Annotated in this window: 28 protein-coding genes and 1 pseudogene; 19 read left to right on the top strand and 10 right to left on the bottom strand. The window is 69.0% G+C overall.

Annotation, left to right across the window (positions count from 1 at the left end):
• Positions 1-19 precede the first annotated feature (19 nt).
• Positions 20-664 carry a hypothetical protein gene (locus ACLHRZ_RS27125; RefSeq protein WP_490421153.1) on the bottom strand — a complete coding sequence of 215 codons (645 nt, stop codon included), beginning with the start codon at positions 662-664 and terminating at the stop codon, positions 20-22.
• 913 nt (positions 665-1,577) lie between these two features.
• Between ACLHRZ_RS27125 and mihF the strand changes: the two genes are divergently transcribed.
• From mihF to ACLHRZ_RS27105, 4 genes are all read left to right on the top strand, one after another.
• The gene (mihF, locus tag ACLHRZ_RS27120) at positions 1,578-1,892 is read left to right on the top strand and encodes an integration host factor, actinobacterial type (protein WP_490421152.1); all 315 of its coding nucleotides are present in this window, start codon (positions 1,578-1,580) and stop codon (positions 1,890-1,892) included.
• 132 nt (positions 1,893-2,024) lie between these two features.
• Positions 2,025-2,324 carry a hypothetical protein gene (locus tag ACLHRZ_RS27115; protein WP_490421151.1) on the top strand — a complete coding sequence of 100 codons (300 nt, stop codon included), beginning with the start codon at positions 2,025-2,027 and terminating at the stop codon, positions 2,322-2,324.
• A gap of 377 nt (positions 2,325-2,701) precedes the next feature.
• Entirely contained in the window at positions 2,702-2,935 is a 234-nt protein-coding gene (locus ACLHRZ_RS27110) for a S1 domain-containing protein (protein WP_490421150.1), read from the top strand.
• Positions 2,936-3,109: 174 nt separating this feature from the next.
• A complete protein-coding gene (locus ACLHRZ_RS27105) occupies positions 3,110-3,427 on the top strand; it encodes an STAS domain-containing protein (protein ID WP_490421149.1) in 318 nt (105 codons plus the stop codon).
• A 377-nt stretch (positions 3,428-3,804) separates the two neighbouring features.
• Here ACLHRZ_RS27105 and ACLHRZ_RS27100 read toward each other — a convergent pair whose 3' ends face one another.
• The 3 genes from ACLHRZ_RS27100 to kdpF all read right to left on the bottom strand — a co-directional run bounded on the left by ACLHRZ_RS27100 (position 3,805) and on the right by kdpF (position 5,186).
• Positions 3,805-4,872: a potassium-transporting ATPase subunit KdpA gene (locus tag ACLHRZ_RS27100; protein WP_490421166.1), complete on the bottom strand. Its 1,068-nt coding sequence runs from the start codon at positions 4,870-4,872 to the stop codon at positions 3,805-3,807.
• A gap of 96 nt (positions 4,873-4,968) precedes the next feature.
• Positions 4,969-5,097, bottom strand: coding sequence for a hypothetical protein (locus ACLHRZ_RS27095; RefSeq protein WP_490421148.1), 129 nt, complete (start codon positions 5,095-5,097; stop codon positions 4,969-4,971).
• Positions 5,097-5,186, bottom strand: coding sequence for a K(+)-transporting ATPase subunit F (gene kdpF / locus ACLHRZ_RS27090; RefSeq protein ID WP_490421147.1), 90 nt, complete (start codon positions 5,184-5,186; stop codon positions 5,097-5,099). The genes ACLHRZ_RS27095 and kdpF overlap by 1 nt, the downstream gene beginning before the upstream one ends.
• A gap of 199 nt (positions 5,187-5,385) precedes the next feature.
• Between kdpF and ACLHRZ_RS27085 the strand changes: the two genes are divergently transcribed.
• Complete coding sequence (locus tag ACLHRZ_RS27085; RefSeq protein ID WP_490421146.1) at positions 5,386-5,874, top strand: MgtC/SapB family protein; 489 nt, start codon at positions 5,386-5,388, stop codon at positions 5,872-5,874.
• A 38-nt stretch (positions 5,875-5,912) separates the two neighbouring features.
• Positions 5,913-6,194, top strand: coding sequence for a hypothetical protein (locus ACLHRZ_RS27080; protein ID WP_490421145.1), 282 nt, complete (start codon positions 5,913-5,915; stop codon positions 6,192-6,194).
• A 42-nt stretch (positions 6,195-6,236) separates the two neighbouring features.
• Here ACLHRZ_RS27080 and ACLHRZ_RS27075 read toward each other — a convergent pair whose 3' ends face one another.
• Together ACLHRZ_RS27075 and ACLHRZ_RS27070 are read right to left on the bottom strand one after the other, a co-directional pair.
• Positions 6,237-7,604, bottom strand: a complete 1,368-nt coding sequence (locus ACLHRZ_RS27075) for a DUF2254 domain-containing protein (RefSeq protein WP_490421144.1) — start codon at positions 7,602-7,604, stop codon at positions 6,237-6,239.
• 264 nt (positions 7,605-7,868) lie between these two features.
• Positions 7,869-8,006: pseudogene (locus ACLHRZ_RS27070) on the bottom strand (IS256 family transposase); the annotation flags it as partial.
• 527 nt (positions 8,007-8,533) lie between these two features.
• Between ACLHRZ_RS27070 and ACLHRZ_RS27065 the strand changes: the two are divergent.
• The 8 genes from ACLHRZ_RS27065 to ACLHRZ_RS27030 all read left to right on the top strand — a co-directional run bounded on the left by ACLHRZ_RS27065 (position 8,534) and on the right by ACLHRZ_RS27030 (position 15,634).
• Complete coding sequence (locus tag ACLHRZ_RS27065) at positions 8,534-8,959, top strand: ester cyclase (RefSeq protein WP_490421143.1); 426 nt, start codon at positions 8,534-8,536, stop codon at positions 8,957-8,959.
• A gap of 336 nt (positions 8,960-9,295) precedes the next feature.
• Complete coding sequence (locus ACLHRZ_RS27060) at positions 9,296-10,129, top strand: slipin family protein (protein ID WP_490421142.1); 834 nt, start codon at positions 9,296-9,298, stop codon at positions 10,127-10,129.
• A 320-nt stretch (positions 10,130-10,449) separates the two neighbouring features.
• A complete protein-coding gene (locus tag ACLHRZ_RS27055) occupies positions 10,450-11,085 on the top strand; it encodes a hypothetical protein (protein ID WP_490421141.1) in 636 nt (211 codons plus the stop codon).
• A gap of 17 nt (positions 11,086-11,102) precedes the next feature.
• The gene (locus tag ACLHRZ_RS27050; RefSeq protein WP_490421140.1) at positions 11,103-11,255 is read left to right on the top strand and encodes a hypothetical protein; all 153 of its coding nucleotides are present in this window, start codon (positions 11,103-11,105) and stop codon (positions 11,253-11,255) included.
• A gap of 211 nt (positions 11,256-11,466) precedes the next feature.
• The gene (locus ACLHRZ_RS27045) at positions 11,467-11,700 is read left to right on the top strand and encodes a cold-shock protein (protein ID WP_490421139.1); all 234 of its coding nucleotides are present in this window, start codon (positions 11,467-11,469) and stop codon (positions 11,698-11,700) included.
• A 2,129-nt stretch (positions 11,701-13,829) separates the two neighbouring features.
• Complete coding sequence (locus tag ACLHRZ_RS27040) at positions 13,830-14,087, top strand: helix-turn-helix transcriptional regulator (RefSeq protein WP_490421138.1); 258 nt, start codon at positions 13,830-13,832, stop codon at positions 14,085-14,087.
• Between the two features lie 13 nt (positions 14,088-14,100).
• The gene (locus ACLHRZ_RS27035; RefSeq protein WP_490421137.1) at positions 14,101-15,414 is read left to right on the top strand and encodes a tyrosine-type recombinase/integrase; all 1,314 of its coding nucleotides are present in this window, start codon (positions 14,101-14,103) and stop codon (positions 15,412-15,414) included.
• An 85-nt stretch (positions 15,415-15,499) separates the two neighbouring features.
• Entirely contained in the window at positions 15,500-15,634 is a 135-nt protein-coding gene (locus tag ACLHRZ_RS27030; RefSeq protein ID WP_490421136.1) for a hypothetical protein, read from the top strand.
• Here the strand turns inward: ACLHRZ_RS27030 and ACLHRZ_RS27025 are convergent.
• The 3 genes from ACLHRZ_RS27025 to gad form a co-directional block, all read right to left on the bottom strand.
• Positions 15,612-16,880, bottom strand: coding sequence for a DUF418 domain-containing protein (locus tag ACLHRZ_RS27025; protein WP_490421135.1), 1,269 nt, complete (start codon positions 16,878-16,880; stop codon positions 15,612-15,614). The two genes, ACLHRZ_RS27030 and ACLHRZ_RS27025, sit on opposite strands and share 23 nt — an antisense overlap.
• A gap of 86 nt (positions 16,881-16,966) precedes the next feature.
• Complete coding sequence (locus ACLHRZ_RS27020; RefSeq protein WP_490421134.1) at positions 16,967-17,836, bottom strand: class II glutamine amidotransferase; 870 nt, start codon at positions 17,834-17,836, stop codon at positions 16,967-16,969.
• 10 nt (positions 17,837-17,846) lie between these two features.
• A complete protein-coding gene (gene gad, locus ACLHRZ_RS27015) occupies positions 17,847-19,280 on the bottom strand; it encodes a glutamate decarboxylase (protein WP_490421133.1) in 1,434 nt (477 codons plus the stop codon).
• Between the two features lie 236 nt (positions 19,281-19,516).
• Between gad and ACLHRZ_RS27010 the strand changes: the two genes are divergently transcribed.
• The 4 genes from ACLHRZ_RS27010 (at position 19,517) to ACLHRZ_RS26995 (ending at position 24,474) form a co-directional block, all read left to right on the top strand.
• A complete protein-coding gene (locus ACLHRZ_RS27010) occupies positions 19,517-20,674 on the top strand; it encodes a DUF5005 domain-containing protein (RefSeq protein ID WP_490421132.1) in 1,158 nt (385 codons plus the stop codon).
• A 29-nt stretch (positions 20,675-20,703) separates the two neighbouring features.
• On the top strand, positions 20,704-22,041 hold the full coding sequence (locus tag ACLHRZ_RS27005) for a cytochrome P450 (protein ID WP_490421131.1): 1,338 nt from the start codon (positions 20,704-20,706) through the stop codon (positions 22,039-22,041).
• Positions 22,042-22,189: 148 nt separating this feature from the next.
• Positions 22,190-23,458 (top strand): threonine--tRNA ligase, encoded by a 1,269-nt coding sequence (gene thrS / locus ACLHRZ_RS27000; RefSeq protein WP_490421165.1) that lies wholly within the window; start codon positions 22,190-22,192, stop codon positions 23,456-23,458.
• Positions 23,459-23,754: 296 nt separating this feature from the next.
• Positions 23,755-24,474: a transglycosylase SLT domain-containing protein gene (locus tag ACLHRZ_RS26995; protein WP_490421130.1), complete on the top strand. Its 720-nt coding sequence runs from the start codon at positions 23,755-23,757 to the stop codon at positions 24,472-24,474.
• Positions 24,475-24,639: 165 nt separating this feature from the next.
• Here the strand turns inward: ACLHRZ_RS26995 and ACLHRZ_RS26990 are convergent, their stop codons facing one another.
• Positions 24,640-25,284: a class I SAM-dependent DNA methyltransferase gene (locus tag ACLHRZ_RS26990; RefSeq protein ID WP_490421129.1), complete on the bottom strand. Its 645-nt coding sequence runs from the start codon at positions 25,282-25,284 to the stop codon at positions 24,640-24,642.
• Positions 25,285-25,381: 97 nt separating this feature from the next.
• On the opposite strand from ACLHRZ_RS26990, the gene ACLHRZ_RS26985 reads away from it, so the two are divergent.
• Positions 25,382-26,503 (top strand): DUF5954 family protein, encoded by a 1,122-nt coding sequence (locus ACLHRZ_RS26985; RefSeq protein ID WP_490421128.1) that lies wholly within the window; start codon positions 25,382-25,384, stop codon positions 26,501-26,503.
• Positions 26,504-26,649: the final 146 nt, after the last annotated feature.

Genomic DNA, 26,649 nt, shown 5'->3' with positions numbered 1-26,649 from the left:
GCATGTGAGGGCACGGGGGTCAGGAACCTGTGGTCCGGACGGGTCGCCACAGCTCGTGATGCCTGGGCGGGGAATGCTCGCCCTGCACAAGAAGGGAGAGCAGAAAAGCGAGATCGGCTGGGGCGTTGGCCAGCAACTCGGCCCGGACATGCACCCTGCTCCGAGGCCTATCGTGTGAGACGCTGTCCGTCTCGGCGAGAGCGCCAAGGAGCCCTGCGGACCAGTCGAGGCGGCAGCCGACCGGCGACTGCTCGGTGACGTGCAGGCGGGGTGGCAGGCCGGCGGCCATCAGCCGGGCTGCGATTGCCGCAATTCGTGTTTGCTGCCCCGCGGCGGCGCGTCGCCAGCGTGCGTACTGCGTCGCCGTGGCGTACCAGCAGCTGCCGGGGTGGCCGTGGGAGATGCGCTGGGGCTGGAAGGCGTCGCCCAGGAGCCGGCGCCACTTGGTGGCGGGAAGCAGAACGAGGTCTCCGTTCTTGCGCATGCGGTAGATCAATTGGGCCAGCGCCACGTGGGTTTCTGGCAGGTCGTACGCGCTGCGGTAGGTTTTCCGGTCGTACCCGGCATCCCAGAAGGCCTCCAGCATGAGATCGAGGTGCCGCATCGGATGTGCCCGGGCCTCGAGCACCCGGCGGATGCTGCCACGGCCAGGTATCAGGGTCATGGTGTGCCTCCTCTGCGCGTGGACGAACAAGTGGGTGTGAACCATAGGCAGCCACCCGGGCCGTCGGGGAGCAGCAGGGCCTCAGAGTGGTAGCCGTGGCCTGCGGAGGGATTGCTGCCGGGTTGAGCTTTTCACCGGCATCGCTTCACCAGCGCGTTTCACATCACTTTGACGCACTTCGTGTCAGGCGGTGCCAGCAGCAGCCAGTAACTGACCGCCCGGAGTCGGATGTGGCTGCCACGGAATAGGCCCTGTGGAGTATCGGTCTTCTTGTTGGCTCGGCTGCCGTCCCATCCACCAGCTCCCTCCCTCCCTGGAATGGGACCCGCACCCACAGGACAGCCACCGGTATCCGGCGAGCATGGGGTACGTTGAGACTGAGCAAGTTTCGCGAGGGTCAAACGTGATCGCTGGTCAAGACGCACAAGTCCAGGCAAAGTTTTCGAGCCTGTTCGCGACTGACGTGCAACCGCTACACCGCCGGAGTCCCGCCCGCTGCTGTGAGTGCTCCGTCGGCTGGATCTTCGCTGCACTACGAGGGCGTCGGCTCTGCCCCGGTCGAGTTTGCACGGAGTTCGCACGGATCACCATCAGCTGGGCGTGTGCCGAGGGTCATGCATGGGTCCAAGCGGCACGGAGAAAATATCTGTGCTTCCGGAGCATTGCCATTTCGTATCCGGCGGTAACCACCTTGTACGAGCAGGATGAGCGGCTCCGTAAAGGCGCCGATAAGACCGCGGAGTAGCGGTGGTAAAGACGTGTGTCTGCGGGTATCGAATCCGTAGCCACTGGCCCAAGTCAGGTATGCACGGCGGGTGCCATTGTCGTGACCTTGCGCGAGAGCTGGCCCGAGCATCGGGCCTGAAGGAGACCGGCAGGCCCGTTGGGTTACGCACGATGAGAGGAGTCCCTCATGGCTGTGCCCCCGCTCAGCCTCGAGCAGCGCCTGGCCGCACTGGAGAAGGCCGTCGCCGCGCGCAAGGAGCGGGCCGAGGCGAAGGAGGCCCTCAAGCATGGCACGCTGTCGCTGCGCGAGGTACTGGCCAGCGACCGTGATGCCATCCGCAAGATGCCGGTCCGCATCCTGCTCGCATCGCTGCCCGGCACCGGCCAGGCGCGGGCCCGCAAGGCCCTCGACGAATTGGAGATCGCCGACAGCCGCCGCCTGCGTGGCCTGGGCAGCCACCAGCGAGAACGCCTTCTCGAACGGTTCGAGCCCAAGGGCTGACCGGCAGGTCCCTGTCGGCCGGAGACCGCACTCGGCAGGAGAGCAAGGCGCCCAACACACCCCGGGCCGGTTGAAGCACCAACCTGAACCGATGGAACGAACCCGCCAGGCACTCGGCGCAAGGACATACGCATGAGCGAGGACGCCCACAGGACGGCCCGGACCGACCGCAGACACATCCACGCGCGGACGTATCACGGTCCCGTCGGGGTCTGCCCACGCGAGACCAGCATCCAGGTTGTGACGTTCACCGGGTCCGAAGAGGCCGACATCCTCCACTCCGCCGGCATGTGGATGGGGGAACACCGTGACGCCACACTCATCGGTGTCAACTGGGTGGGCGGCTTCCTCTTTCCTCACGACTCCGACCCTCTCGGCCCGCCGCTCCACTGCCTCGACCTCACCGTTGATCTCTCGAACGAACGGCACTGAGCCAGCATTTGCGATCCAGCCATGTCAATCTGCGGCCCCCGGCAGGTGAACGACGGCCGGATCGGACGCTACCGCCGCAGCACACGCGACCGCGAGAGACCAGCAGGTTCGCCTGAGTCGGCTGTGGAGCTCTGGTGCCGGTGGGGAGGATGACGCCATGTAGCAGCACGAGGACGGCCATCGGCACCCGTGAGAACCTCGCGGGTATCCGGGCCGCCGCCTGACCTTGGCTCGCCGGCGAGCTGACCGGCAGTAGGCTTCAAGCCCACCGGAGATTGGGGGGTTCAGGCAGCTGATGCATTCGCCTGGGGTGCAGGCCACGTCTGGTGGGAATGACTCAACCGTGCACCGAGACGCCAGCTTTGAAGGGGGAACATATGGCCGATAGGGCTAGCGGCCTGATCCAGTGGTACAACCGGATCCAAGGTGTCGGATACATTGACGGGGACGACGGCCGTGAGGTGCGGGTGGGGCGCCAGTCCATCAAAGACGGGAGCTTTGTCGTCGAAGGCTTGAGGGTGACGTACGTGCCCGTGGAGGACGAAAGCGGCTGGCATGCGGAGCACCTGACCATTGACAGGCAGTCTCCGGGAGATGCCGACCACGAGTGACTCGCAGGTCCGGCAGTCTCTGGGGAGCGAGCAGGCATGCCCGTTCGCCCCGCGATGGCGGAGGGCCTCTCGGGAGATGTTCGCCTGCGCGCAGTTCGGCACCTCCCGTGAGGCCATGAGTCCTCAGGAGGCACTTTTCCCGGGACAGCGCCCCTCACAGGCGCACAACAGGCCATGATATGCACCGTGTTCTGTTACAACGGCCCGGACGGATTCCGGTTGATCGTAACGGGGGAGCTCGATGTGGCTACCTCCCAAGCCCTCCGCGACACACTGCGGGCCGCGGTGTCCGATCACTGCGTTGTAGTGGTGGACTTGGCGGAACTCACATTCTCTGACTGCTCAGGACTTGGCGCACTGCTCGATGGTGCTCGCGCGGCAAAGGAGAGAGGCGCGGAACTGCGCTTGCATAATGTTCCGCCCTGCCTGGACCGGCTATTCCGGCTGCTGCACGTCAGCAGCGTGTTCTGCATTGAACCGTCATGCCATTGATGCCCATCGCAGCAGGCGTGGCAGCCACAGTACCCCCGGTGCGTTCGCCAACTCCGCAGCATTCAAAGGGGGTTGGTGCCGTGCGCGGGGTGCCCCGGCCGAGTGGCGGGTGCGACCGGCATGGTTCACCGAACCGCAAGGTGGGTCCTGGCTGGTGCTGATCCCGCACTCCGGTGAACACATCAGCGTGAACACTGGACTTGAGACCCGGGACGGGCCGCAGGTGAACTCCACGACTGTTCAGGCGCTGCTGCGTGCGGCACAGGGCGTTGTGAGCGCACCGGCAGCTGGCTGCTGGTCGGCCGGCGGAGTGTCCTGTTGCGCCTGGAACAACGTTGTCCGACGGGACGGAGGCCATTGCTCGTACGGGGGCGGCGTCAAGGACGAATCAATTGCCCGTCCCGGCACATGCCGTCACGCAGAAGAAGGGCTACGCTGCGGGAGAAGTTGAGGAAACACCCGGGAAACACCAGGTGCGTTGTTCGGTGGGACCTCTTCACAGGCTCGTGCCATGTGCCCCACAACAAACGTGGGGTGGTTGTGACAGCCTTGAGCGCCCCACGGACTGTCTGCAGTGGTCCCAATCCGTGAGGATCGATGAGGCTTGAGCCGGTCCCCACCCGGATCTGCTCCGGCTCGGGGCACTGGTGGCGTGGGGCCGAGGTGGTCGCTCCTTCACAAGTCGCGGCCAGTGGAAGCCGGCACAGTGCAGCCTGTGAACCACCGTTACGGCCAGAGACGGGGTGAGTGACATGCAGCGTAGTTGCAACAGCCTGAGTGGTCTTCGGCGTCGCATTCGTATGTCCGCGTCGATCTGCGGTATTTGGTAGCCGCTCTGTCCCCTGCGCGCCGCAGTCCGATCTCCTTCCCTGCCCGGCCGGCTCTCCCCGCTTGTCCAGCCGCGCCGTGCTCTCCTTACAGAGGTGGTCTTCCGTGTCCCTCCTCGCCTTCTTCCACTCCCACCGCGTCATGCCGCACCTCGGCTTCGGCACGCGGCCCTCACGGCACCGGATCGTCCGGCGCATTGCCGCTGGCGCCGTCAGCACCCCCGTCCTGCAGGCCTTGGGGTTTGAGACCGGTCCCCGCGCAGAGGCGGACCGCACCCGATCCCGTCCCCGAGCCCACTGGCAGGTGGTTACCGGTGCCGACGGTCGTCGGCACCTGGAGGCCGATTGGTACTTGGAGCCCTGATCCTTCTGCCGCTGCAGCCCCTGTGCGAGTGGCCCGAGCGACAGCGCTGGGAAGAAGTTGAGCAGGGCGAGGACGAGAGCCGCCCCGGCGGCCAGCGCGATGAGGTTGATGCCATGGGCGAGCAGCGTTCCGGCGGTGACGGTGCCGGGCCGCTGCCGGGCCAGGCGTCCGGAGAGGGCGAGTGCGAACGCCATGGGGAGGTACCGCCCGATGAGCATGGCCGCGGCCTTGATCACCGGGGCTGACTCTCCCATGATCGCTGGGTAGTCGACGCTGGCGGCCCCTGCGACGACATCACCGTCGCCCGGCACCTGTCGGCACTCCCGGCGTCCATCCGGCCAGGCGGCGCATCAGGGATTGCGCATCAGGGTGAGCGGATCGAGCCTGCGCACCGGGGCGGTCAGGGTCGGCCACAGCTGCCACAGGTCGAGCAGCCGGAGGAACGGTCGAGCGCCGGATCCGGTGGGGCGGGGGCTCATCAGAACGAGTCCGGAAAGATCCACGCCAGAATCAGGTAGCCCACCAGGCCGGCCGCGACCGCCAGCCCGACGATGTTCTCAGTGCTCACCGGGACCTCGTTTCCTTCTGCTGTGCGGGATGCTTGAGCCTGTCGGAAGGGGTAGTCGGATACGGAAATCGGGCTGGAGCCCGTCGACGGTAGTCCCGCAGGGCGGGGACATGGCGGGACCCTGACGAACCGGGCCTCTCCTTGACACGCCCCTGGCACCGGTACACCGCGGAGTATGCCGGGCACGGTTCAATGGATCATGCCTCAAGACCTCCCCGCCCTGGGCCATCTCCTGCTGGCATTCCTCCTCACGTACGCGCTCGGCTTCGAACGGAGCCTGCGCGGATCCACTGCAGGGGACCGCACGTTCTCCCTCATCGGGGTCGGATCCGCCCTGGTGGCGATCCTGGCGCTGAACCACGCGCCCAACGCGCTGGCCGGGGTCGTGACGGGCATCGGCTTCATCGGCGGCGGACTGACGTTCCGTCAAACCATGGCCTCCGGCAAGGTAGTGCACGGCATCACCACCGCAGCGGCAATCTTCGCGGCGGCAGGCATCGGCGCCACGGCCGGCCAGGGGCGGACGACGCTGGCCGTCGCGGGCACGACTCTGGTGCTGCTCGCCCTGGAGATCCGCAACATCCCGGTCCTGCGCGCGCTCGACGGCAAGCAGTGGTCCCACCGGTTCAGGGAGGACGACGCCTCCCGCACACAGTCCGAAACCCCCGGCGCGGCGCCGAGCCCGTGACGAGGCCCGCAGGCTCGCACCCCCCGTACTGCGGACGGGTGGAGCGCATTTGGTTCGGCTTGATCGTCATTGTTCTTGTCGTGGAGCTGGGCGTGCATGCACACTGGGACCTCGACGTCGTGACCAGCAGACAGATCACGACGGCAACTGTCCTGGTCATGATCGGGGACCTGATCGCCGAAGCCCGTGACCACATCAGCGAGCAGGTCACGAGACACCAGCACAACGACGGGATACGGGCCTCCGTCAACACCATCCACCAGACGGTCGCAAGAGTCCGGCACTGGTCGGACCGGCTCAAGAGCCGACGTGTGCCCTGACCGGCCGACAGTCGCCGAGGGAAGTGCAGCAGAGTGCGCAGCTCACGCGCGGCTTGGGGGGCGGGGTAGAGATGTGCTGTCGAGGCGTGCATGGGCTTCCAGTACGGCGAGGTAGCAGCGGTGCACATGCTCGTGGTCGGCCCGCTCCGGTACCGACTCGGCACTCGCTCGGTGAATCATCTGTGCCTGGGCCAGTAGCACCTGGCGCTGTTCGGACGTCGTGGTTTCCGTCATGATCCCGGCGAGGGCATCGAGTTGCCGGGCCAGCACGGCAGGCATGCCCCGGCCTGCCTGCCGGATCTTCTCGAATGCGCGCTCGACCAGCTGTTGGTACCCCACCGGGGCCGTCAGCACCCGGATGCAGCCTGCCTCGTCCCGGTGCTCCGGGTTCGGCTGCCACTGGGCCGCGGCCCGGCACAGCCCGTCCCCCAGCCAGTCGATGCACGTCAGCGCAGTGAAGGTGTCGTTGACGGCGGGCGACAGTGCCCGGAGGGCGATTTCGACGAGTTGGTCCACCGCAAAGGCGATGTCCTGGGCGAGGGTCCGGGACGGACCGGTGATGTGCACCCGCGCAAGGCTGCTGGCCACCTCGGGCGCAGCACTGGCCGGCCAGACGGTGGCCAGCCGGTGGCCTCGCAGCAGGAATTGCCCGGGACAGTGATCAAGGCGGATCACCGCGTTGAGCCCAGCGGCGATACGCACCAGCGTGCGGTGCCGGACGAACTGCAGATAGCCGCTGCCCGGCGCCGGTACCGCACCCCCCGACTCGTCCAGCCGGGCGTGCAGTTCCGCGGCACACGGCCCGCGCTCCGTCCTGTTCGCCTGCCCAGGCCCTGCCTCGCCGACTTCGATCGCCTCCGACAACTCGGCGGCGATACCTGCAATCACATTCGGGAGCTGGATGGAGGTGGCGGTGTGGTGGATGAAGTAGATCAGCAGCGCCAGGTCGGCCAGCACGAGGACCATGCAGACGGTGATCGACAGGTGTGGCACGAAGTCGCCCTGTGGGCCAGGGCTGACGGCGATCAGGGTGAGGACCGCATAGACGAACGTGGCAACAAACGTTCCCAGCGTCAGCTGCGTCGTACGGTCGCGGATGAAAGTGCGTAACATCCGCGGCCCGAACTGGGTGGATGCCAGAGTCAGCGTCACGATCACCACAGAGAACACCACGCCGACAACCGTGATCAAAGAACCCGCCATCACTGCGAGAACCTGCCGCGCGGCATCGGCGGACCCGTCGATGACCCACCACGGCAACACCAGCAGACCCCGGTACGCCGACCAGTCCACGGCACAGGTTCCCAGGAACATGCCGCTCGCGAGGACGACTTCCACCACGGGCACCAGCCACAGATTCGTCCGTAGTACCTCCCGGCGCCAGTGCGACTCGAGGCAGGCCCGGCGCATACGTTGCCCACCACCAGCTGCTGATCAGGCTCTCCGGTTCGCTGGAATACAGCCTATGTCCCCACACCCGGGGCATAGTCCAGATTCACTCCAACGGGAATGCAGACAGCAGCAGCTGGGAGAGAAGTTCATCGAGTTGTCCGGTCCGGTACGCGAACGGCGGCTTCCAGGCAGGCCGATGCCTCCGGCACAGCAGTCCAACAACAGCGTCTCCGGACAACAGGCGCGCGCCGCTCGTCGCGTCCGGTGACATGGTGTATCGACGGCCGCTCGGTGATCTTGTGCCGCCTTGGGGAACTTGGCTTCCAGCGCGTCCAGAGTATGGGACATCCGGGTGTGGACGGCATCGGTGTCAGGCCGCTTGAACACCGTCCTGAGCAAGGTGGTCACCCACGGCTGTGCGCGTGCCGAAGCAGGATTTCCGGGTGTTGGTCAGGGTGCTCTCGGGCTTCTTGCCCGTCGGGCCTGCTCGTCCAGACTGTCTCTGATCACTGGTGGTGACGGTGAAGTCGGGGAGATAGGGATCGGGCGGATCGCTGTCGGTGGTGAGGAAGAGCGCGGGCTCAGGCAGCCGTGAGTTCGTCGTCCTGCTGCCAGCGGGTGGCCTCCCGGTGCGATGCTGACCAATTGCTGACCAGGCGCCTTCCACGAGGCCTCTGAGCTGCGGAAACGCTGACCAGTGCTGAGTTGTGCACCATTTTGACGAAGTGTCCGGCGGCGCCGGGGCCGATGCGGGTGCAGCACGGCGTTCCGTCGGGGGCCTTGGCGGTGATGGATTCGAGGAGGGGGCCGAGGGCTTTGTAGGACTCGGTGGATCGGGTCTGTACCGGGCCGTCATGAGCGTGGGCGGGCAGCGGAGAGAGGCTACGGGGACGCTCGTGATCCAGAACGGAAGCATCTGGCGGCAAACAGCCGACTGAGGAGGACCGATGAAGAGCTCTGTACGTTCCGGGCAGCCCGTTGCGCCCCTGGACGTCTACCGCGAGTGGAACGCCTGCCTGCTGGCTGGTGACTTCCAAGGGGCAGCGCGGTACGTCGACCGTGAGCACTGGAATGAGAAGTGCCTGGGGCTGACCGACTGGCTGACCGATTTCGACGGCGCCGTCTCGCACTACGTCACGAACATGGTCCGCCCGTGGGACCGCATGGAGATGCGCGAGGGAAACGTCATCGAGGGACAGGATGCCGTCACCGTCCGCTTCTGCGTCGAGGCCACGCACGTCGGACCATTCCTCGGGGTGCCGGCGACCGGACGTCGGATCGCGTTCGATGCCATTCGTATCGTCAAGGTCAGCAATGGGCTGGTGACCGGACAGTGGGCGCAACTGGACCTGTGGGAATCCACGGCCAGCTGACGGCCCCCGGTGCTCCGGGAAACGAGAGGAGGCGGACATGACGAGACCTCTGCTCCGAGCGTGGCATACTGCCGCCCGTTCGCCCTGGTCACCCTGAGCTTCGGGGGTGTGCGCCATCGGCACGACCGAACTCGTCATTATCGGAGTGCTGGAACTGGCGGCCGACGCCACGAGGTGCCCGGTCGGTACGGCCTATCGTGCCGGTCCGGGCACGCAGGCGTTCCGCGGGACGCAGTGCTGCGGCGGCCAGGAGGTAGGCGCCGACTCACACAGGACAGCCATGGTGGTACAACAGGTCGCTGCCGTCAGTCTGTTGTGAGCGAGGGAGACACGTACATGAATGCTGCCGCCGCTGTGGTGGTGGTCGTTGTTGCCGCGTTGGTGTTGTTGAAGAGCAGCCTGCGTGTGGTCAAGCAGTACGAACGTGGTGTTGTCTACCGGTTCGGGAGGGTCAGGCCGGCGCCGAAGGAGCCGGGGCCGCGGTTGCTGGTGCCGTTTCTCGACCGGATGACCAAGGTCAACATGCAGGTCGTCACGATGCCCGTGCCGTCCCAGGAGGGCATCACACGGGACAACGTCTCGGTGCGGGTGGACGCGGTGCTCTACTTCCGGGTCGTCGATCCGATCCTGGCGACCGTGCATGTGCAGGACTACACCTTCGCGATGCTGCAGGTGGCCCAGACGTCGCTGCGCTCGGTCATCGGCAAGAGCGAGCTCGACGACCTGCTGTCGGGTCGTGAATCGCTCCACGAGGGGCTGGAGTTGATGCTGGAGACCCCGTCGACCGGCTGGGGCGTTCACATCGACCGAGTGGAGATCAAGGACGTGGCACTGCCGGAGTCCATGAAGCGGTCGATGGCCCGTCAGGCCGAGGCCGATCGCGAGCGGCGTGCCCGGATCATCACCGCCGATGGCGAACTGCAGGCCTCCCAGAAGCTGGCCGAAGCAGCGCGGGCGATGGAGGACAACCCATCCGCGCTCCAACTGCGGCTGCTACAGACGGTGGTGGAGGTCGCAGCGGAGAAGAACTCGACCCTGGTCATGCCGTTCCCGGTGGAAATGCTCCGCTTCTTCGACCGGGCTGGCCGCCCGGAGGGGAACGGTACGGCTTCCCCGGTTCCCGATCCGCGTTCACCGCGTCCGGAGACGGGGCAGCACCGGGCGGGCTAGCGGACCACGCCCGAGTGGCAGCGCCAAGTCCGGCACGCTTCCTCCCGGGTTTGCCTGTCTCTTACGTGGGGGTGGCCATCCGGAAGGCCACCCCCACGACCCGCAGCACAGAGAGCCACCATCTCAAGTCATGGCTGGAGCCCGGAAGTAGCTGTTGGACGGGGAACACGCCTTTGGCCCGACACGCCATGAGGTGGGATGCTGGCCGGCGCGTTCCCCGTGCGCCGGGGCGCACGCCTTGCAGTAGCGCTTCCGACAGTCGTGAGCTTTAACGCTTCGCTGAGCGCCGTTGTGGGGGAGACGCTGCCTACGCTGAAGGCGTGTCCGCCTTTGTTCGGACGGGGGAGGGATGGTTCATGGCGCTGTCGGGGGAGCCAGCCACAACGCGTATCCGCGAACGTGCTCTGGTCCAGTGCACCGCCTGGGTGCTCGTGCTGCTGATCCTGGGGATGGACTTCTTCCGCCTGGAGTGGAAAGTCCTGGCACTTGCGGCAGGGCTGATCATCTTGGGCAGTATCGGGGTGGCGGCGCGGCTGGAGAACGTCAATCTGGTGGGGGTCCTGGAAAAGATCGGCGTCTGGATCGCCCTGATCGCTGTCGTCGTGGTGGTGGAGGTGGGTGTCCATGCGCGCTGGGACTTCGACGCGGTCACCGGAAGGGAGATCATGGCTGCCACCGGCCTTGTCATGATCGGCGACTTCGTCGCGGAGATACGCGATCACGTGAGTGAGCGGGTCACGAGCCATCAGCACCGCGATGTCATCAGGGACTCCGTCAGCGCCATCGCATTCATGATCAAAGCGCCCCTCCGTTGGTGCGGCGGGCCCAAGAAGCCAGTACGTCACCAGCACGCCGGGTCCTCCGGCGCACAGGGGAGGGCGGCAGAGTTGCAGGGCGCCGTTCTCCCGCCAGCCGGCCAGGACCGCACGGATCACAGCGGGAAGGGCGTGAACTGACGCTTCCGGCACGGCTCATGCTGCGCGAGCTGCGCCGAAACGGGACAGCCGGGGTAAGCCCGGCGGGCCTCGCGGCGCTGCACGACGAGCACCAGATCAGCGGCATCACCCGGCGGCAGCTGCAGTACGACCTCGACCTGGAGGAAGGCGGCCTTCTCGGCGGCAGGTGACCCCCGCGGCGTCGGCGGGGTCGTTGAACGCATGGTGCCCGGCCAGGGCGTCAGCGTGTCGAAGGGGGGTGTTCGCCGGGGTACGGCTGCTGGGCATCGGCGACTGTAGCCGAGTTGATGCACTCACCCAGGGTGCGCGCCACGTTGGACGGGAATGACCTGATGCGATAGTCAACAGTGCCCACATGCACCAGCTTTGGAAGGCGAACATATGGCTGACAGGGTCAGTGGCGTGGTCCGGTGGTACAACCAGGCCCGGGGCGTCGGGTACATCGACGGGGACGACGGCCTTGAAGTGAGGGTGGACCGCCAGGCCATCGAGGACGGCAGCTTCGTCGTCGAGGGATTGCGGGTGACTTACGTGCCCGTGGAAGACGAAAACGGCTGGCATGCGGAGCGCTTGAACATTGCCCGGCACTCCCCGGGCGTTGCCCGCCACGAGTAGCCCGTACATCCGGAAACCTCCGGAGGCGAAGCGGGTGTGCCCGTTCGCCCTGTCGTGGCGGAGAACTTCTCGGCCGGCGCTCGTGACATCCATGCGGATGCCGAGCAAACGCCTGCTCGGCATCATCGCTCGACAGCCTGCTGACGGGTTCGAGGGCCTGGGACGGGGAACGGCCGAACTTCGCGAGATTCAGGCGCTGCGCCGGGTGCCGCCGACGCCCTCGGCAGTGCGACGCAGCGCACAGTTTTCGATGCGGTCGTCGAAGTCGCTGGTACGCCATTGCCCGGTATCGACACCATCGTGAGGGCAGAGTCGGCGTCAAGGACGAATCCATTGCCAGTCTCGGCACATGCCGCAACGCAGTTGGAAGCCTACGCTGAGAGGAAAGTTGAGGAAGCATCAGGGAAACATCGGATGCCTCGTCCGGTGGGACGTCTTTACGGGTTCGCATCACGTGCCCCGCGACGGAGATGAGGTGAGAGGTATGCAGCGCAGTTGCAGCAGTCCGGGCTGCCTTCGGCCTCGCATCCGGATGTCCCCGTCAACCTGCGGTATGTGGTAGCTGCTCCGCCCCCCCGCCGCACTCCTTCCGCCCGTGATTTTCCGGCCAGTTCGCACTGTTGCCCGGCCGCACCGTGCTCCCCTCACGGAGGTGGTCTCCCGTGTCCTTTCTCACGTTCTTCCACTCTCACCCCATGCCGCGTGTCGGCCTCGGTCTCCGCCTCTCGCGGCACCGGATCGTCCGGCGCATCGCCTCCGGCGCCGTCGACAGCCCGGAAGGTTATTCAGAACTGTTTCTGCAGGTCGCAGGCGGGCTCATGATCCCCAAGGTCCTGCTCGGGCCGCAAGCCGCTCGACCAGGGAGTCCGCCCGACTGCGCAGCCTGATCGAATCGGCACGATGATCCCGAACTTCCCATGATCCAAAGCGTTTTGAATAACCTTCCCGGTCCTCCAAGCCCTGGGTCTGGAGACCGGACTCCGTCCGGTGGTCACCCGCACCCGGCCCCGACCACGGGCTCACTGGCGCGTGGTCACCGGGGCCGACGGCCGCGCTGGGCTGGCGCGGCCGGGGCACCGGCGAGGTCGCGCAGCGGCTCCGTGACGGGGGTGCCGGCACACTCCTCCCGCCCGGGTGGGACAGGGTAAGGCGGGCGTCTTGCTCGGGTCGGCACCAGGGCATTCGCCCACGGCAGACGAGAAAGAGCCCCAAGGGACTGGAACCTCCTCCGGGACCATGTCAACGTACAACGTCCCGGAAAACACCAGGTCAGCGAAGGGGCGCGGGCTACTAGGTCGATCGGCCGACCGGTCAGCCGCCACGGCAGCCCGCAGCCTGCGCTACTCGGTCTCGCAGCCGAGGCCCGCCCAAGGAGGTCCATCTGTCGAATCCCGCGATCCGATCCGCTCGCTTCACTGCTCCCGTCGTCCTGGTGCTCGGTTGCCGTGAACGCGTGAGCTACCCAGGAGACAGAGGGCTACGGGGCTCTTTCAACGGCGTTGTGTCTCTGTGTCTGCGCGGCCGAGCTGTTGGCGCCTCCGAGTGCGATTGTCGCCCGCAACCTCGACTGCCTCGCCGGCGACGGGCTGCTGATGCTCGTCACCGATGGTGTGAGCCGCGCCCTCCGGTCCTGCCGACTGGCCTCCTGACCGCGGCCCAAAAGAGGCGATGGCCAGTCTCTCGTCGTGCGGGGCAATACATAGCAGACGATCCCCGGTTACCGAAACCGGGGATCGCGGCAGAGTATTGATGGTGTTCGCACTCGGCTTTGCTTGGCGGTGGAGCCGTGGGGTGGACGCAGTAGACAGCGCCGCAAAGACACAGAGGAGGTAGTGAGCGGCCCCGCCTGTTGCTGCCCTGAAATCCGCAGCGTCTCTTCGCTGGAAGACAGCGATACCTCGGCCGATTAGGCATGGGATCCCGGCGCTGCTGAACCCGCTCTATTGCCCCGCGCTCCCTTACAAGGAACACCACCCCATGTGCCGATCCGCGATACCCCCTGCCCTTTTTCACCTCGAAATGGTCGGCCCAACTGCCTTGCTCACAGACAACGCGTCCATCGGAAATCGCGAGGTGGCGTGATGCAACCGCTCCTTGCCTCTTCCGCCGTTCCCTCTGCGACCCGTGTCATGCACGCAGCCTTCCTGACCGTCAAGGATGCCGCCGAGTACCTCGGTCTCTCACCGCACACGCTCTACGTCTGGCGGCACCGGCGGCAGGGACCGCCGAGCTTCCGCATGGGGCCTCGCGGTCGCGTCATGTACCGGCGGGAAGCCCTTGATGCCTGGGTCCGTGAACAGGAGCAGGCCGACTCCCGCTCCAACGAGGCCCTGAGCCCGCTGAGTGCCGTTCCGCAGCATCGCTCCAGCCGCATGCCCAGCGCCTGACACACTGCGCGCCTTGGCGCGCCGCCTCCCGTTGCCACCCCTCGACAAGGAGACGCACCTGCCCGGCTACATAGAAGACCGCTGGATCAAGAAGAGGAAGGATCCGATAACCGGGAAGAGGGAAAGAACCGCCCGCTACGGCAAGGGGAAGCGATACAAGGTCGCCGGCATACCCGGGATCCGGGATCGCTCCTTCGACACCCTGGAGGACGCCAAGGCGTGGCTTCGCCGGGCAGCCACGGACGAGGAACGCGGCGAGTTCGTTGATCCACGCGACGGATCCATGACGCTGGCCGACTACATCGCGATGCACTGGGCGCCGGGCCGAGGAGGCGCTCCGAAGACCCAGCAGAACCAGGAGCGACATGCGCGGCTCCACATTGTTCCGCACCTGGGTGAACTCCCGCTCAGGAACATCACAGCGGCGGACCTCCGCGTGTACATAGCAAAGTTGGAGGCCACCGTCTCCTCGGCCTATTACCGGCGTGACATCCTGTCCGAGCTGTCAAGCATCCTGGAAGCGGCCGTCGATGACAAGCGGCTCGCCAGGAACCCGATGCACGCGAAGTCCGTACGGTGGCCCAAGGCGCCGCGGGAGCGGCGTGAGGCCTGGTCGCTGGAGACAGCCCTCCGCGTCCGGGATGAGATCAGCCCGCGGAACCGGATTTCTGTCGTCCTCGGGCTTGGGTGCGGACTGCGTCAGGGTGAGGTCTTCGGGCTGAGCCAGGAGGACATCGACTATGCCCGTGGCGTCCTCCACGTCCGTCGCCAAGTCCAGGCCATCAAAGGGAAGTTGTACTTCACCCTGCCGAAGGGTGCGAAGACGCGCGTCGTCGACATGCCCTTCTCGGTGGCCGAGGAGCTGAAGCGCCACGTGGAAGCGTTCCCGCCCGTGGAGGTGGAGCTTCCGTGGGGGAAGCCAGAGGCAGGGCAGCGGAGGAAGGTCTCTCTCCTGCTCACCACGCGCTTCGGTAACGCTGTGGCGGCGAACACGTGGAACACCTACACCTGGAAACCGGCGCTGGCCGCGGCCGGGATCATCCCGCCGCGCCCGCACGACGCGAAACCCTGGCAGTGGGCGGCGGCACCGAAGGACGGATTCCACGTGCTGCGACACACCTATGCCTCCATCCTGCTGGAGGCGGGTGAATCCGTGGTGACTCTGGCGCGCTGGCTCGGGCATTCCTCGCCGGCCATCACGCTCGGTTACTATGCTCACTTCATGCCGGAGGCCGGAAGCAAGGGTCGCACCGCCATCGACGGAATGCTGGGGAGACAAGGGGATCGGGATGCCAGCCGAAACTCCCCAGATTCTCCCCAGGGCTGATCGCCGTCGACTTCTCGTCTTGCTCCACCTCAGCCTCCGCTGTCGAATGTAAGGTTGAGAAGCGGGACGGCCTGGGACCTATGGCATGGACGTCCTCACCGCGGAGCGGCCGCCCTTCCGGATGCAGACCTCCGACCGGGCCCGCGAGTTCGTCGGCACCAAGCTCTCCGACCTCGACGGCTCCGCGGTGCAGACCCTCACCGTGGGCTGGACGTCCTGACCGGCTGCGGCGCCGGACTCTCGGGGACGAGCCGGGCGAGCCCGGTGACCTTGTTCATCAGGTACTCCAGCGGGCCCCGCTCGGCATAGCGCAGCCAGACGACGGCCAGCAGCATGAAGGCCGCGATGAAGCCGAGCAGCACCGGCAGCGGGGAGCCGGGCACGTCCCCGATGCCCAGCGCCCAGATGGCGGCGATGTGCAGGACGTAGGCCGTCAGCGAGATCCTGCCGACCGCGATGACGGGCCAGGCCGCCCGCCGGAAGCGCGGCAGGGCGTCCGCCGCCGCGATGCAGGCCGCGAGCACCACGAGGGCCACCCCGGCGTTGCCGAGGATGGACGGGGTGGTCTCGCTGTGCGGCGCGGCCACCAGCAGCCAGGCGGGGGTGTCGCCCGTCGGGTCCCCCACCGCGTCCGACCACCAGGCCGACATCACCGGCCCGTCACCGACCGCCCCGACGGCGGCCGAGATGCTGTGGAACAGGTTCAACGCCAGCCAGGAGCCGCCGTAGCCGACCACCGCGAGCGCACCGCCGGCGGCGGCCAGCCGCCCGAGCACCGCGCGCGAGCCGAGGTCGAGCCGGGCGACCGCCATGCCGGCCAGGACGAACGGCATCCACGTCAGCACCGGATAGCTGCCGGTGAAGAACAGGTCGACGAGCCCGTCCGTGCCGCTGATGCGGGCCAGCGGGTCGTGCGCGGCGACCCGCTCGGCCCAGGTGCCGGTGCTGATGGAGTCCTGCACCAGGTACAGCGCCTGCGGCAGCACCAGCGCCGCCGCGGCCGCCAGCCACGCCAGGGTGCGGGCCCGCAGCCGGTACAGCGGCAGGGCGAGGACGAAGTACAGCCCGTAGTAGGCGAGGATCACCTCGACCTGCGTACCCGTCATGGTCAGCGCCGTGCCGAGGACGAGCAGGGCGGCGGAGCGGATCAGGATGCGGGCGACGGCGACCTGTCCGTCGCGTCCGGTCTTCGGCACCCGCCGGCCGGTCATCAGCACGAGCGAGAACCCGGCCAGCACGGCGAACAGCGCCGAGGCCCGGCCGTGCGAGAGCTCCATCAGGAACCCGGTGATCCCGCCGGTGGACGGATCCGGGCCGACATGGGCGGCGAACATCCCGAAAACCGCGAGCCCCCGGGCCAGATCCACGCCGACCAGCCGTCCCGCCCCCGTGCGGCGGCCCGCACCGTTCCCCGCGCGGGCAGGGGAAGGAGCCGGGAGGGCTGCCGTTGATATGTTCTGCGACATCCCTCCAGGGTCGGGTACCGAGGTTACCGATGGCAGGGCATTGGCTTTAATTTGCCTCACACTTGCGGGTGGCCGGCCTGCGGATGTCAGGCCGCATGCTGCGAGGCGGCCGCCTCCGGCCGCAGATCCGCGAGGGTCAGCCGGTGGCGGGGCTCCTCGGGCAGCACCACGCGGCGGACGACCTCCTGGCCGGGGCCGGCGTACAGCAGCTCGCCGGGCTCCATCAGCCGCCACTGCGGGTTGTCGTCCATGCGCTCGCTGGCCACCACGACCGCGGGGGAGCGGGCCAGGTCCTGCGAATGCACCCGCAGCCGGCCCGCGGTGCCGCTGTGGTCCAGGTGCCGGCAGCCGTGCCGGCCGCCCGCGGGGCGCTGCAGCACGTACAGCTCGTGGGTGTCCGGATACCGCAGCGCCCACAGCCCGTCCGCCGTGGCGAGGACCAAGTTGACGGCGTAGACGGGCAGATGCTCGGCGACCCACCGCGCGGCGTGCTCGATCCCGGCCGCCACGTCCCCGCCGCGGGCCCGGATCTCCCGGCTCACCAGCGCGAAGAACCGCTCGGAATCCGTGTCGCCCAGCACCCGGGCCCGGTCCTCGCCCAGCTCGGCCTCCAGCGCGTCCAGCCCCTCGATCACCCCGTTGTGCGCGAACAGCCGCCCGTCCTGCACGAACGGATGCGTGTTGCGCTCCTGCAGACCGCCGGTGGAGGCGAAGCGGATGTGCGCGACGAACGCCGTGGACTCCACCTGCCGCGCCTCCTCGGCGAACTCCCGGTCCTGCCAGGCGGCCAGCGGCGCCTTGCGCACCACCGGCCTCCCGTCGGCGGCGAAGTGGCCGAGCCCCGTGCCGTCGGGCTCGTGCCGGCTCTGGACGCTCAGGCTGTCCGGCGCGTCCAGCAGCCAGAACGTGGCGCGCACACGCCGGGGAGCGCTGCTCAGGCCGAACAGACGGCACATCGGGGGCTCCTCACTCGCGGGGTCCCGGACGCCGGGGGCACGCGGTCTCGGCACCGTGCGCGAAGGCGCCCGCGTCGTCCACTCCACGGTAGGGCCTGTTCTGGCCGGCGAGCCGGGGCAGGACCCGGCGCAGGTCCTCCAGCAGCAGATCGGCCAGATCGTGACTGAAGCCGTTGCGGACGACGATGCGCAAGACGGCCAGATCGGTGCGGTTCTGCGGAAAAGTGTAGGCGGGTACCAGCCAGCCCCGCTCCCGCAGCGCGGCGGAGACGTCGTAGACGGTGAACGCCTCGATGCCGTCGCGCACCCGGAAGGCGAACACCGGCGTCTCGCTGCCGTCGGTGAGCAGTTCGAAGACGTCGAGCTTGGAGATCTCCGTCGCCAGGCGCATCGCGACGTCCCGGCACGTCTGCTGGACCCGCCGGTAGCCCTCGTGGCCGAGCCGCAGGAAGTTGTAGTACTGGGCGACCACCTGGGCACCGGGGCGGGAGAAGTTCAGGGCGAAGGTCGGCATGTCCCCGCCCAGGTAGTTGACGTGGAAGACCAGGTCGTCCGGCAGCGCCTCCTTGTCCCGCCACAGCGCCCAGCCGACCCCGGGCATCACCAGCCCGTACTTGTGCCCGGAGGTGTTGACCGAGGCCACGCGCGGCAGCCGGAAGTCCCAGCACAGCCCGGGGTCGAGGAACGGGGCGATCATCGCCCCCGAGGCGCCGTCGACGTGCACCGGCACGTCGGTGCCCGTGCGCGCCTGCAACTCGTCCAGCGCGGCGGCGATGTCGGCGACCGGCTCGTAGCTGCCGTCGAAGGTGGAACCGAGCACCGTGACCACGCCGATGGTGTTCTCGTCGCAGAGCGCGACGGCGCTCTGCGCATCGAGGCGGTAGCGGTCGCCCTCCATCGGCACGTACCGGGGCTCGACCTCGAAGTAGTCGGCGAACTTCTCCCAGCAGACCTGGACGTTGATGCCCATCACCAGGTTCGGCCGGTCCGCCGGGGCGCCCTCGGCGCGGCGCCGGTGCTGCCAGCGGCGCTTGAGCGCCAGGCCCGCGAGCATCGCCGCCTCGCTCGAACCGGTCGTCGAGCAGCCGACCGCGCGGTGCGGGTCCGGGGCGTTCCACAGCCGGGCCAGCATGTGCACGCAGCGGGTCTCCAGCTCCGCCGTCTGCGGGTACTCGTCCTTGTCGATCATGTTCTTCTCGGCGCACTCGGCCATCAGCCGCAGCGCCTGCGGCTCGGCCCAGGTGGAGACGAACGTCGCCAGGTTCAGCCGGGCGTTGCCGTCCAGCATCAGTTCGTCGCGCACGATCTGGTACGCGGTGTCCGGCCCCATCTCCCCGCGCGGCAGGGCGTGCCGGGGCACATGGACCGGCTCCCGGGTGAAGACCGGATTGATCTCCACGTCGCGGGCGGCACGGCGGTGGTGGCGGGGATGCTTCAGGGCCATCGTCGACGTCCTCTCCCAGGGAATCCGGCGCCTCTGCCGCCTACCCCGGTGCGGTCCGGTTCACCGCGCCGGGGAGGGTCGCCTTGCGGCGCCGCGGGCACGCAGCACTCTGCCGTCTCCAGCTGACGCCCCGCCAGCCCCAACGGGAGCCCCCAGAGCTCCGGTTGAACCGGTTTCCGGACAGTTCGGTCGTCCGGGAGGGAAACGACGGGTACATCCCGCTCGTTGGGAATTCCGTGCGAAAGTCCTGGGGGAAGCCGGCCGTCGCCGTCCTGCTCATCACGCTCTGCGCGTTCTTGCCGTCCGCCACGCCCACGCCGGTTGCGGAGGCGCCCACGCTGTCGCAGGTCCGCCCCGACGCATCGTTGAACGAGGCGTTCCGCGGATACGCCCTCCACGGCACCGATCCGGCCCACTGGACGGGCGGCGACAGCACGTACTCCGTACCGACGGCCGCCGGTGAACTCTGGGTCTTCTCCGACACGTTCCTCGGCACCGTGCACCCCGACGGCTCGCGGAACCCGACGCCCTTCGTCCACAACAGCTTCGTGCTCTGGAACCGCTCCGGCCCGCACACCGCCGTCGGGCACGACCGGGACGGCGGCCCCACGTCCCTCGTCGCGCCCGCCTCCGGCTGGTACTGGGCCCGGGCCGGCACCACGGACGGCCCCGGTGCGGTCGAGGTCGTCTACGCACGCTACGAGCGCACCGGCCCCGGCCCCCTGGACATCGCCTGGCGCGGCAACGCGCTGGCCCGGTTCCGCACCGGCCGGCTCGACCGGACGGTATCGGTCACCCCTCTGCCGTCGTCCGCCCGCATCGCCTGGGGCGCCTGGCTGTCCCGGCAGGACGGGCACACCTACGTCTACGGCACCGAACGGGCGCCCTCCGGCGGCAACTTCCTGCACCTCGCCCGCGTCACCGGCACCGACCTGCGCCGGCCCTGGCAGTACCGCACGGCCCACGGCGCCTGGTCCGCCCGCGAAGCGGACGCGGCCCGCCTGACCGGACCCGGCGGAGCCGCCCTGCGCACCGCCGACGAGCTCAGCGTCGTCCGGCACGGCTCCTGGTACGCCCTGCTCACACAGCGGGCGGACCAGCCGTTCAGTGCCGAGCTCCAAGTGGCCTGGTCCCGCACGCCGTTCGGCCCGTTCGACAGCGCGCGGACGGTGTACAGGGCACCGGAAGCGGGACCGTACGGCACCTACCGCAACGCGAACGTCATCGCCTACAACCCGCACGAGCACCCCGAGCTGGAACGCCGCGGGGAGCTCGTCGTCTCGTACAACGTCAACAGCCTCGTCCCGCAGGACGTCGTCCGCCGCGCGGACCTCTACCGGCCGCGCTTCCTGCGCATCGCGCTCACGCCACCCCGGGCCCCGCGCAGCGCTTGACCGCCTTCCGCTACGGGTAGCTTCGCCGCGTGAAACCGCCCGTCGCTCCCGGAGCGCGTGCCGTGCTCGGGCATGTGCGGCCGCTCCTGAAGGACTTGCCCGGACTGCTCGCCTCGTGCGCCGGGGCGGGGCCGGTCCAGCGGCTGCGGCTGGGGCCGAGGGACGTCTACCTGCTCACCGAGCCGGAACCGGTCCGCCAGGCGCTCGCCCTCGAAGGGGACGGGCTGGGCCGGGTGCGCGAGGGCGGACCGGGCCGGCTGCTCGGCGAGGCCCTGCTGGGCACCACGGGACCCGCCCACCGGGCACGGCGGCGGATGCTGCAACCGGCCTTCCGGCACGAGCTGACGGCGTGCCACGCCGACGTCATCGGACCGGTGGCCGCCCGCCTCGCCGCGCACTGGAGCCCGGGCCGCCCGGTCGACATGGTCCACGAGTCCGTCGCCTGCGCGGCCGAGGCCATGTGGGCCGTCCTGACGGGGGCGCGGCCGTCCCGCATGCCCGTCTCGGATCCCGCCCGCCGCATCCTGGACGTCGACCGGGGAACGGTCGAGGAGACCGGGTTCCTCGCACGGACCCCGGCCCCGGCCCGGCGCCGGTACCGCTGCGCCGCCGCCCTGCTGCGGCGGATGCTGGCCCACGCGATCGACACGCTCCCGCCCCCGGGCAGCGCACCGGCCGGCCTGCTCGGCGTCCTGGCACAGGTGCGCGACCGGGCCACCCGCGAACGGCTGTCGCGGCGCCAAGTCCTCGACCAGGCCCTGGAGATGCTGGTCGCCGGTGCCGTCGCGACCGGCATGACCCTCGCCTGGGCCTGGCACGAACTGGGCCGCCACCCCTACGTCGAGCACCGCCTCCACGAGGAGATCGACGGCCGCCTCGGCGGGCGCCCCGCACGCCACGAGGACCTGGCCCGCCTGCCGTACGCGGGCCGGGTCGTCACCGAGGTGCTGCGGCTCGCCGGGCCGCCCCTGGTGGGGCGCCGCGCCCTGCGCGAGATCGAGCTCGCCGGCTACCGGGTGCCGCACGGGGCGGACGTCGTCTTCTGCCCCCACGCCCTGCACCGGCACCCGGACCTCTACCCCGACCCGCTGCGCTTCGACCCGGACCGATGGCTGCCCGGGCGCGCCGGGGCGCTCCCCCGCGGCGCCTTCCTGCCCTTCGGGGCGGGCGACCACCAGTGCATCGGAAGCTCCCTGGGGGCGGCCCACGTCACGCTCGCCCTGTGCACCATCGCCGGTAACTGGCGGCTGCGACCGGCGCCGGAGCACCGCATCCGCTGCGTCCGCAGCCATGTCCTGCGCCCCGACGCCCTGCCGATGACGGCCGAGCCGCGGCGGCCCATCACCCGTCCCGCACAGGGCGGTTGAGCGGTCTGTTACCGTAACGGTCATGAAGCGCGCTGGTTCTGCCATGACGACGACGCCGGAGAGTGTCCCGGCGCGCTGACATCTGTTCTGTGTCCGAAGCCCCGGGGCGAGTGCCCCGGGGCTTCGCCGTGTGGTCACTCGCACCGATATCCGCGAGGAGACCGCGATGCACGACCACCTGATCCACGAACGTCCGAAGCACGACCACCGCAAACTGGGCCGTGAGCTGGACCTGTTCGACACCGACCCGCTGATCGGCGCAGGCCTGCCGTACTGGCTGCCCGACGGCGCGGCGGTGCGCCACGCCCTGGAGGAGTACGTCCGCGCAGCGGAGCGGCGGGCCGGCTACCGGCATGTCCACTCGCCGGTGCTCGGCAAACGGGAGCTGTACGAGATCTCCGGCCACTGGTCGAACTACCAGGAGGACATGTTCCCCCCGATGGATCTCGGGGGAGAGCAGGTCGTCCTGCGGCCGAGCCTGTGTCCCCACCACGCCCTGATCTACCGTTCCCGGTCCCGCAGTTACCGCGAACTTCCCTTGCGTATGGCCGAACTGGGCGGCATGTACCGCTCCGAGCTCTCGGGCGTGCTGGGCGGTCTGACCCGCGTGCGCGCCATCCAGCTGAACGACGGGCACATCTTCTGCACCCCGGACCAAGTGGCCGACGAGGCGCGGGGAGCGCTGGAGCTGATCGGCCGCGCGTACGCCGCCCTGGGCATCACCGCGGCCCGTTACCGGCTCTCCCTGCCCGGGGCCGGCGGCAAGTACGTGGCCGACCCGGGCCTGTGGGAGCGGTCGGCCGCGCTGCTGACCGAGGTTCTCGACGCCTCCGGCGTGCCGTACGAGGCGGTCGAGGGCGAGGCGGCGTTCTACGGCCCCAAGATCGATGTCCAGGTCGCCGACAGCGCCGGGCGCGAGGCGACCCTGTCGACCGTCCAGGTCGACTTCCACCAGCCGGAGCGGTTCGGGCTGCAGTACATCGGCCCCGACGGGGAGAAGCACCGGCCGGTGCTGGTCCACCGCGCCGTCATCGGCAGCATGGAGCGGGCCGTCGCCCACCTCATCGAGCTGTACGGCGGGGCCTTCCCCGCCTGGCTGGCCCCCACCCAGCTGGCGGTCCTGCCGCTCACCGGGGCGGAGGCGCCCCGGGCCGGGGCGTTCGTGCAGCGCTGCCTCGACCGGGGGCTGCGCGCGGAGGTCGCGGGCCCGGAGCGCGGCACCCTGGGCGCACGTATCCGCGCGGCCCGGCTCGTCCCGTACCAGGCGGTGATCGGCCCCAGGGAGGCCGCCGACGACCGGGTCGCCCTGCGCCTGCGCGACGGCCGCCGTCCGGACCCGCTGCCCGCGGAGGAGGCGCTCCGGCGCGTCGGGGCCCTGGTGGGGGCGCACAGCACCGAGCTGTGGGACCTCCCGTGACGGGTCACCGGGCGGCTGCTCGGAGTGAGCGGGAAGGGGGCACCGTGTGAGCCCGCCCATGAGAGCCAGGTCACGTGCGATGCCGCATCGTAGAGGACCAAGGGCCTGAAGCAGACATTTCCGGGCTATTCGGTGGGTGCGAGCAACGACGCCCGGTCGTAGGTCACACCTTTGCCAGCGGATTTTCCCGCCGCTAACAATTGCCGAGTCGCACGGCGCCGTCGAAAGAGACGCGGCGCTTCATCCGCGCCAATGACGGCCACTGCGACTCAGCGATTGGAAGGATCAGCTCGCTCATGCGCACCACCACCATCTCCGGCTATACCGCTCTGACCAAGACCCACAAGTTCTCCGCCGCAGGCATCGCCGCGACCGGCGTCGCCGCCGTCGCCTTCGCCGCCCTCGGCGGCGGCACGGCCACCGCCGCCCCCGTGAAGCCGGTGGCGCAGAACGCGCAGTCCTTCGGTGAGACGCAGCAGGACGAGCTGACCCAGCAGGCCGACGCCGCCGCCACCCAGGCCCAGGCCACCGCCAAGACCGCCGTCGAGGCCAAGCAGAAGGCGGACGCGGACGCCGCCGCCAAGGCGAAGGCCGACAAGGAGCGTGCCGCCAAGGAGGCCGCGAGCCGCTCCACCGAGCGTGCCCCGATCAAGGCCGAGAAGGCCGAGGCCGCTGCTCCGGCCCCCAAGGCCTACGGTGACAACCTGGACGGCTGGATCACGCAGGCGCTGGATGTCATGAAGGCCAAGGGCATCCCGGGCTCGTACGAGGGCATCAAGCGCAACATCATGCGTGAGTCGACCGGCAACCCCCAGGCGGTCAACGACTGGGACGTCAACGCCCAGAACGGCATCCCCTCGAAGGGCCTGCTGCAGATCATCGACCCGACGTTCAAGGCGTACCACGTCGAGGGCACCTCCTGGGACATCTACGACCCGGTCGCCAACATCGTCGCCTCCTGCAACTACGCCGCCGACAAGTACGGCTCCATGGACAGCGTCAACTCCGCCTACTAAGAGCCGCCAGACAAAACACGCAAGGGCGGCGGCACCCGGTCAGGGGGCCGCCGCCCTTGCGTGCCCCGTAGGGGGCCCGGGGCCGTTTCGATTTGCGGCTCCGCCGCGTGGGCGCGACCAGCCACCGACGGCCCGCAGCCGACGAACCGCACCCCCCGCGGAGCGCTACGGCTTGCCGGCCATCAAGTACGCCTGCCGGACCCGCTCGCCCTCCTCCGGCTCGCGCACCGTCGTCGCGTGCAGCGCGAACCCCGCCTCGCGCAGCAGGCCGGTGATGCGGTCCGGCGACAGTCGGTTGAAGTCCAGCGACACCGCGTAGCCGAACGGCTCCGCGATGTGCAGGGGCTCGTCGCCCGCCTGGAAGGCGACCAGCAGATGGCCGCCGGGGGTCAGCAGCCGGTGGAACTCGGCGAACACGGCCGGCAGCTGCTCCTGCGGCATGTGGATCAGGGAGTACCAGGCGACGATGCCGCCGAGCGAGCCGTCCGCCAGCTCCAGGGCGGTCATGGAGCCCTCGTCGAACCGCAGGGCCGGGTGCTCCCGGCGGGCCAGGGCGACCATCGCGGGGGACAGGTCGACACCGAAGACGTCCAGCCCGAGCGCGTGCAGGTGTGCCGTGACGCGGCCCGGGCCGCACCCGAGGTCCGCGACCGGCCCGGCGGCGCGGCTCTGCGCCCGTTCCGCGAACGCGGCCAGCATGGCGCGGTCCAACGGCGTGTCGGCGAGCTGGGTCTTGTAGCGCTCGGCGTAATCGGCGGCTATGGCGTCGTAGAACGCCCGCGTGGTCTGCAGGTGGGAGGGTGCGGTCACGGCAGAGCACCCTAGCGACCGGCGGAACGGCGCCGTCGTGCGGGGTGATTCGCCGGTTTTCCGGACGCGCCGGGTCCGGGTGCGGCAGATTCGGCGCATGAGTGGCTACGAGGACAAGGTTCCCGCCTATCTGATGTTCCGGGTATCCCCACAAGAAGGGCCGATTGCGGCATTTGTCGAGCAGGAGGCCTGGCAGGCCCGGAAGTTGTACCCGGACCTCATGGGCGTGGGCGTCGCCGAGTTCTTCTACGCGCGCGAACGCGAGGCGGGCGGCTGGGAATTGTCCGCCTACGGATGCGACACCCCGCAACAGGCCCGGGACACGCTCGGATCGCAGTTCCGCATGCGCTCCAAGGAGGCCGAGGATGCGGGCGACGAGAAAGCCGCGAAGACCTGGATGGACGCGGCATTGCGCATGGACCGCGAAGTCGTCGACGAGCTGCGCGTGCTGGGGAACCGGTTCAGGATCGTCCGCGCCTCGCACTTCATCCGCATGGGCGGCAGCGGCCCCGAGCCGCCCCGCCCCTCCGACCCCGACCCCGGGGAGACCGGCGAGGCGTACCGACTGCCGTCGCGCACCCAGGGGTTCGTCGTCGACCCGGCCGCCGGCACGGGCCTCTCGGACGGCATCCTCAAGCTGGACCTCGTCCAGTGCGTCGCAGCGCGCGGCGTACCGCCCGAGGTGGCCGAGGACGCGCGGCGGGCCGCCGGGCAGTATCCCGGCGGAGTGCTGCTGCCGGCCGCGTTCATGATCTCCGAGCGGGTGGACGGCCGGTGGCGGGCGCACCGGCCGGGCGCCATCTCCTCGACGCCGCAGGGCGCCCGGGACGTATTGGCGACCTGGCTGCGGGTGATGGCACCGTTCAGCATGGAGCTGGACGAGGCCGAACGCGCGGTCCACGCGCAGGCCGCCGACCGGCTCGACGAAACCCGCGGCAACGTGGTGAACGTCGCGGGGACCCGCTTCCGGGTGACGCGGGTCGAACGCCTCGTCCGCATCGGCCCCGACGGCCCGGAGGGCCCCCGGCCCTCCGACTTCGACCCCGAACCGCCCGTCGATGTCTCGGTGCAGCAGCTCAAGGACCGCGGGGAGTGGAAGGACGAGGACGAGCCGATCGAACTCGACGAACAGACGCTCCGGCTCAAGGAACTGTGGGAGCAGGAGGAGGCCCGTCGCGCCGCAGTGAGGGGGCGCAGGAAACACGCAGACGGAGTGTGAGAAGAATGGCGATGAGGAAGGAGGCAAGGGCGCAACCTTTTACGAGTCCTGAACCTCCTTCAGTTGGGTGTTCGGCCGTGTTGCCGCACACCAGCGCAGAGCTTCGCCGGAAAACGGCTCGTAAGGGAACCGAGGGATACATGGGC

The sequence above is a fragment of the Streptomyces sp. AM25 genome, from assembly GCF_058146165.1.
The sequence above is the reverse complement of the archived record's forward strand: the minus strand, read 5'-3'. Positions and strand labels throughout refer to the sequence as shown.

What these genes read in the sequence shown, in the direction of transcription:
- ACLHRZ_RS27125 (WP_490421153.1), bottom strand. Translation starts at nt 664, where the DNA reads ATGACCCTGATACCTGGCCGTGGCAGCATCCGCCGGGTGCTCGAGGCC.
- mihF (WP_490421152.1), top strand. Translation starts at nt 1,578, where the DNA reads ATGGCTGTGCCCCCGCTCAGCCTCGAGCAGCGCCTGGCCGCACTGGAG.
- ACLHRZ_RS27115 (WP_490421151.1), top strand. Translation starts at nt 2,025, where the DNA reads ATGAGCGAGGACGCCCACAGGACGGCCCGGACCGACCGCAGACACATC.
- ACLHRZ_RS27110 (WP_490421150.1), top strand. Translation starts at nt 2,702, where the DNA reads ATGGCCGATAGGGCTAGCGGCCTGATCCAGTGGTACAACCGGATCCAA.
- ACLHRZ_RS27105 (WP_490421149.1), top strand. Translation starts at nt 3,110, where the DNA reads ATGATATGCACCGTGTTCTGTTACAACGGCCCGGACGGATTCCGGTTG.
- ACLHRZ_RS27100 (WP_490421166.1), bottom strand. Translation starts at nt 4,872, where the DNA reads ATGGGAGAGTCAGCCCCGGTGATCAAGGCCGCGGCCATGCTCATCGGG.
- ACLHRZ_RS27095 (WP_490421148.1), bottom strand. Translation starts at nt 5,097, where the DNA reads ATGAGCCCCCGCCCCACCGGATCCGGCGCTCGACCGTTCCTCCGGCTG.
- ACLHRZ_RS27085 (WP_490421146.1), top strand. Translation starts at nt 5,386, where the DNA reads ATGCCTCAAGACCTCCCCGCCCTGGGCCATCTCCTGCTGGCATTCCTC.
- ACLHRZ_RS27075 (WP_490421144.1), bottom strand. Translation starts at nt 7,604, where the DNA reads ATGCGCCGGGCCTGCCTCGAGTCGCACTGGCGCCGGGAGGTACTACGG.
- ACLHRZ_RS27065 (WP_490421143.1), top strand. Translation starts at nt 8,534, where the DNA reads ATGAAGAGCTCTGTACGTTCCGGGCAGCCCGTTGCGCCCCTGGACGTC.
- ACLHRZ_RS27060 (WP_490421142.1), top strand. Translation starts at nt 9,296, where the DNA reads ATGAATGCTGCCGCCGCTGTGGTGGTGGTCGTTGTTGCCGCGTTGGTG.
- ACLHRZ_RS27050 (WP_490421140.1), top strand. Translation starts at nt 11,103, where the DNA reads ATGCTGCGCGAGCTGCGCCGAAACGGGACAGCCGGGGTAAGCCCGGCG.
- ACLHRZ_RS27045 (WP_490421139.1), top strand. Translation starts at nt 11,467, where the DNA reads ATGGCTGACAGGGTCAGTGGCGTGGTCCGGTGGTACAACCAGGCCCGG.
- ACLHRZ_RS27040 (WP_490421138.1), top strand. Translation starts at nt 13,830, where the DNA reads ATGCACGCAGCCTTCCTGACCGTCAAGGATGCCGCCGAGTACCTCGGT.
- ACLHRZ_RS27030 (WP_490421136.1), top strand. Translation starts at nt 15,500, where the DNA reads ATGGACGTCCTCACCGCGGAGCGGCCGCCCTTCCGGATGCAGACCTCC.
- ACLHRZ_RS27025 (WP_490421135.1), bottom strand. Translation starts at nt 16,880, where the DNA reads ATGTCGCAGAACATATCAACGGCAGCCCTCCCGGCTCCTTCCCCTGCC.
- ACLHRZ_RS27020 (WP_490421134.1), bottom strand. Translation starts at nt 17,836, where the DNA reads ATGTGCCGTCTGTTCGGCCTGAGCAGCGCTCCCCGGCGTGTGCGCGCC.
- gad (WP_490421133.1), bottom strand. Translation starts at nt 19,280, where the DNA reads ATGGCCCTGAAGCATCCCCGCCACCACCGCCGTGCCGCCCGCGACGTG.
- ACLHRZ_RS26995 (WP_490421130.1), top strand. Translation starts at nt 23,755, where the DNA reads ATGCGCACCACCACCATCTCCGGCTATACCGCTCTGACCAAGACCCAC.
- ACLHRZ_RS26985 (WP_490421128.1), top strand. Translation starts at nt 25,382, where the DNA reads ATGAGTGGCTACGAGGACAAGGTTCCCGCCTATCTGATGTTCCGGGTA.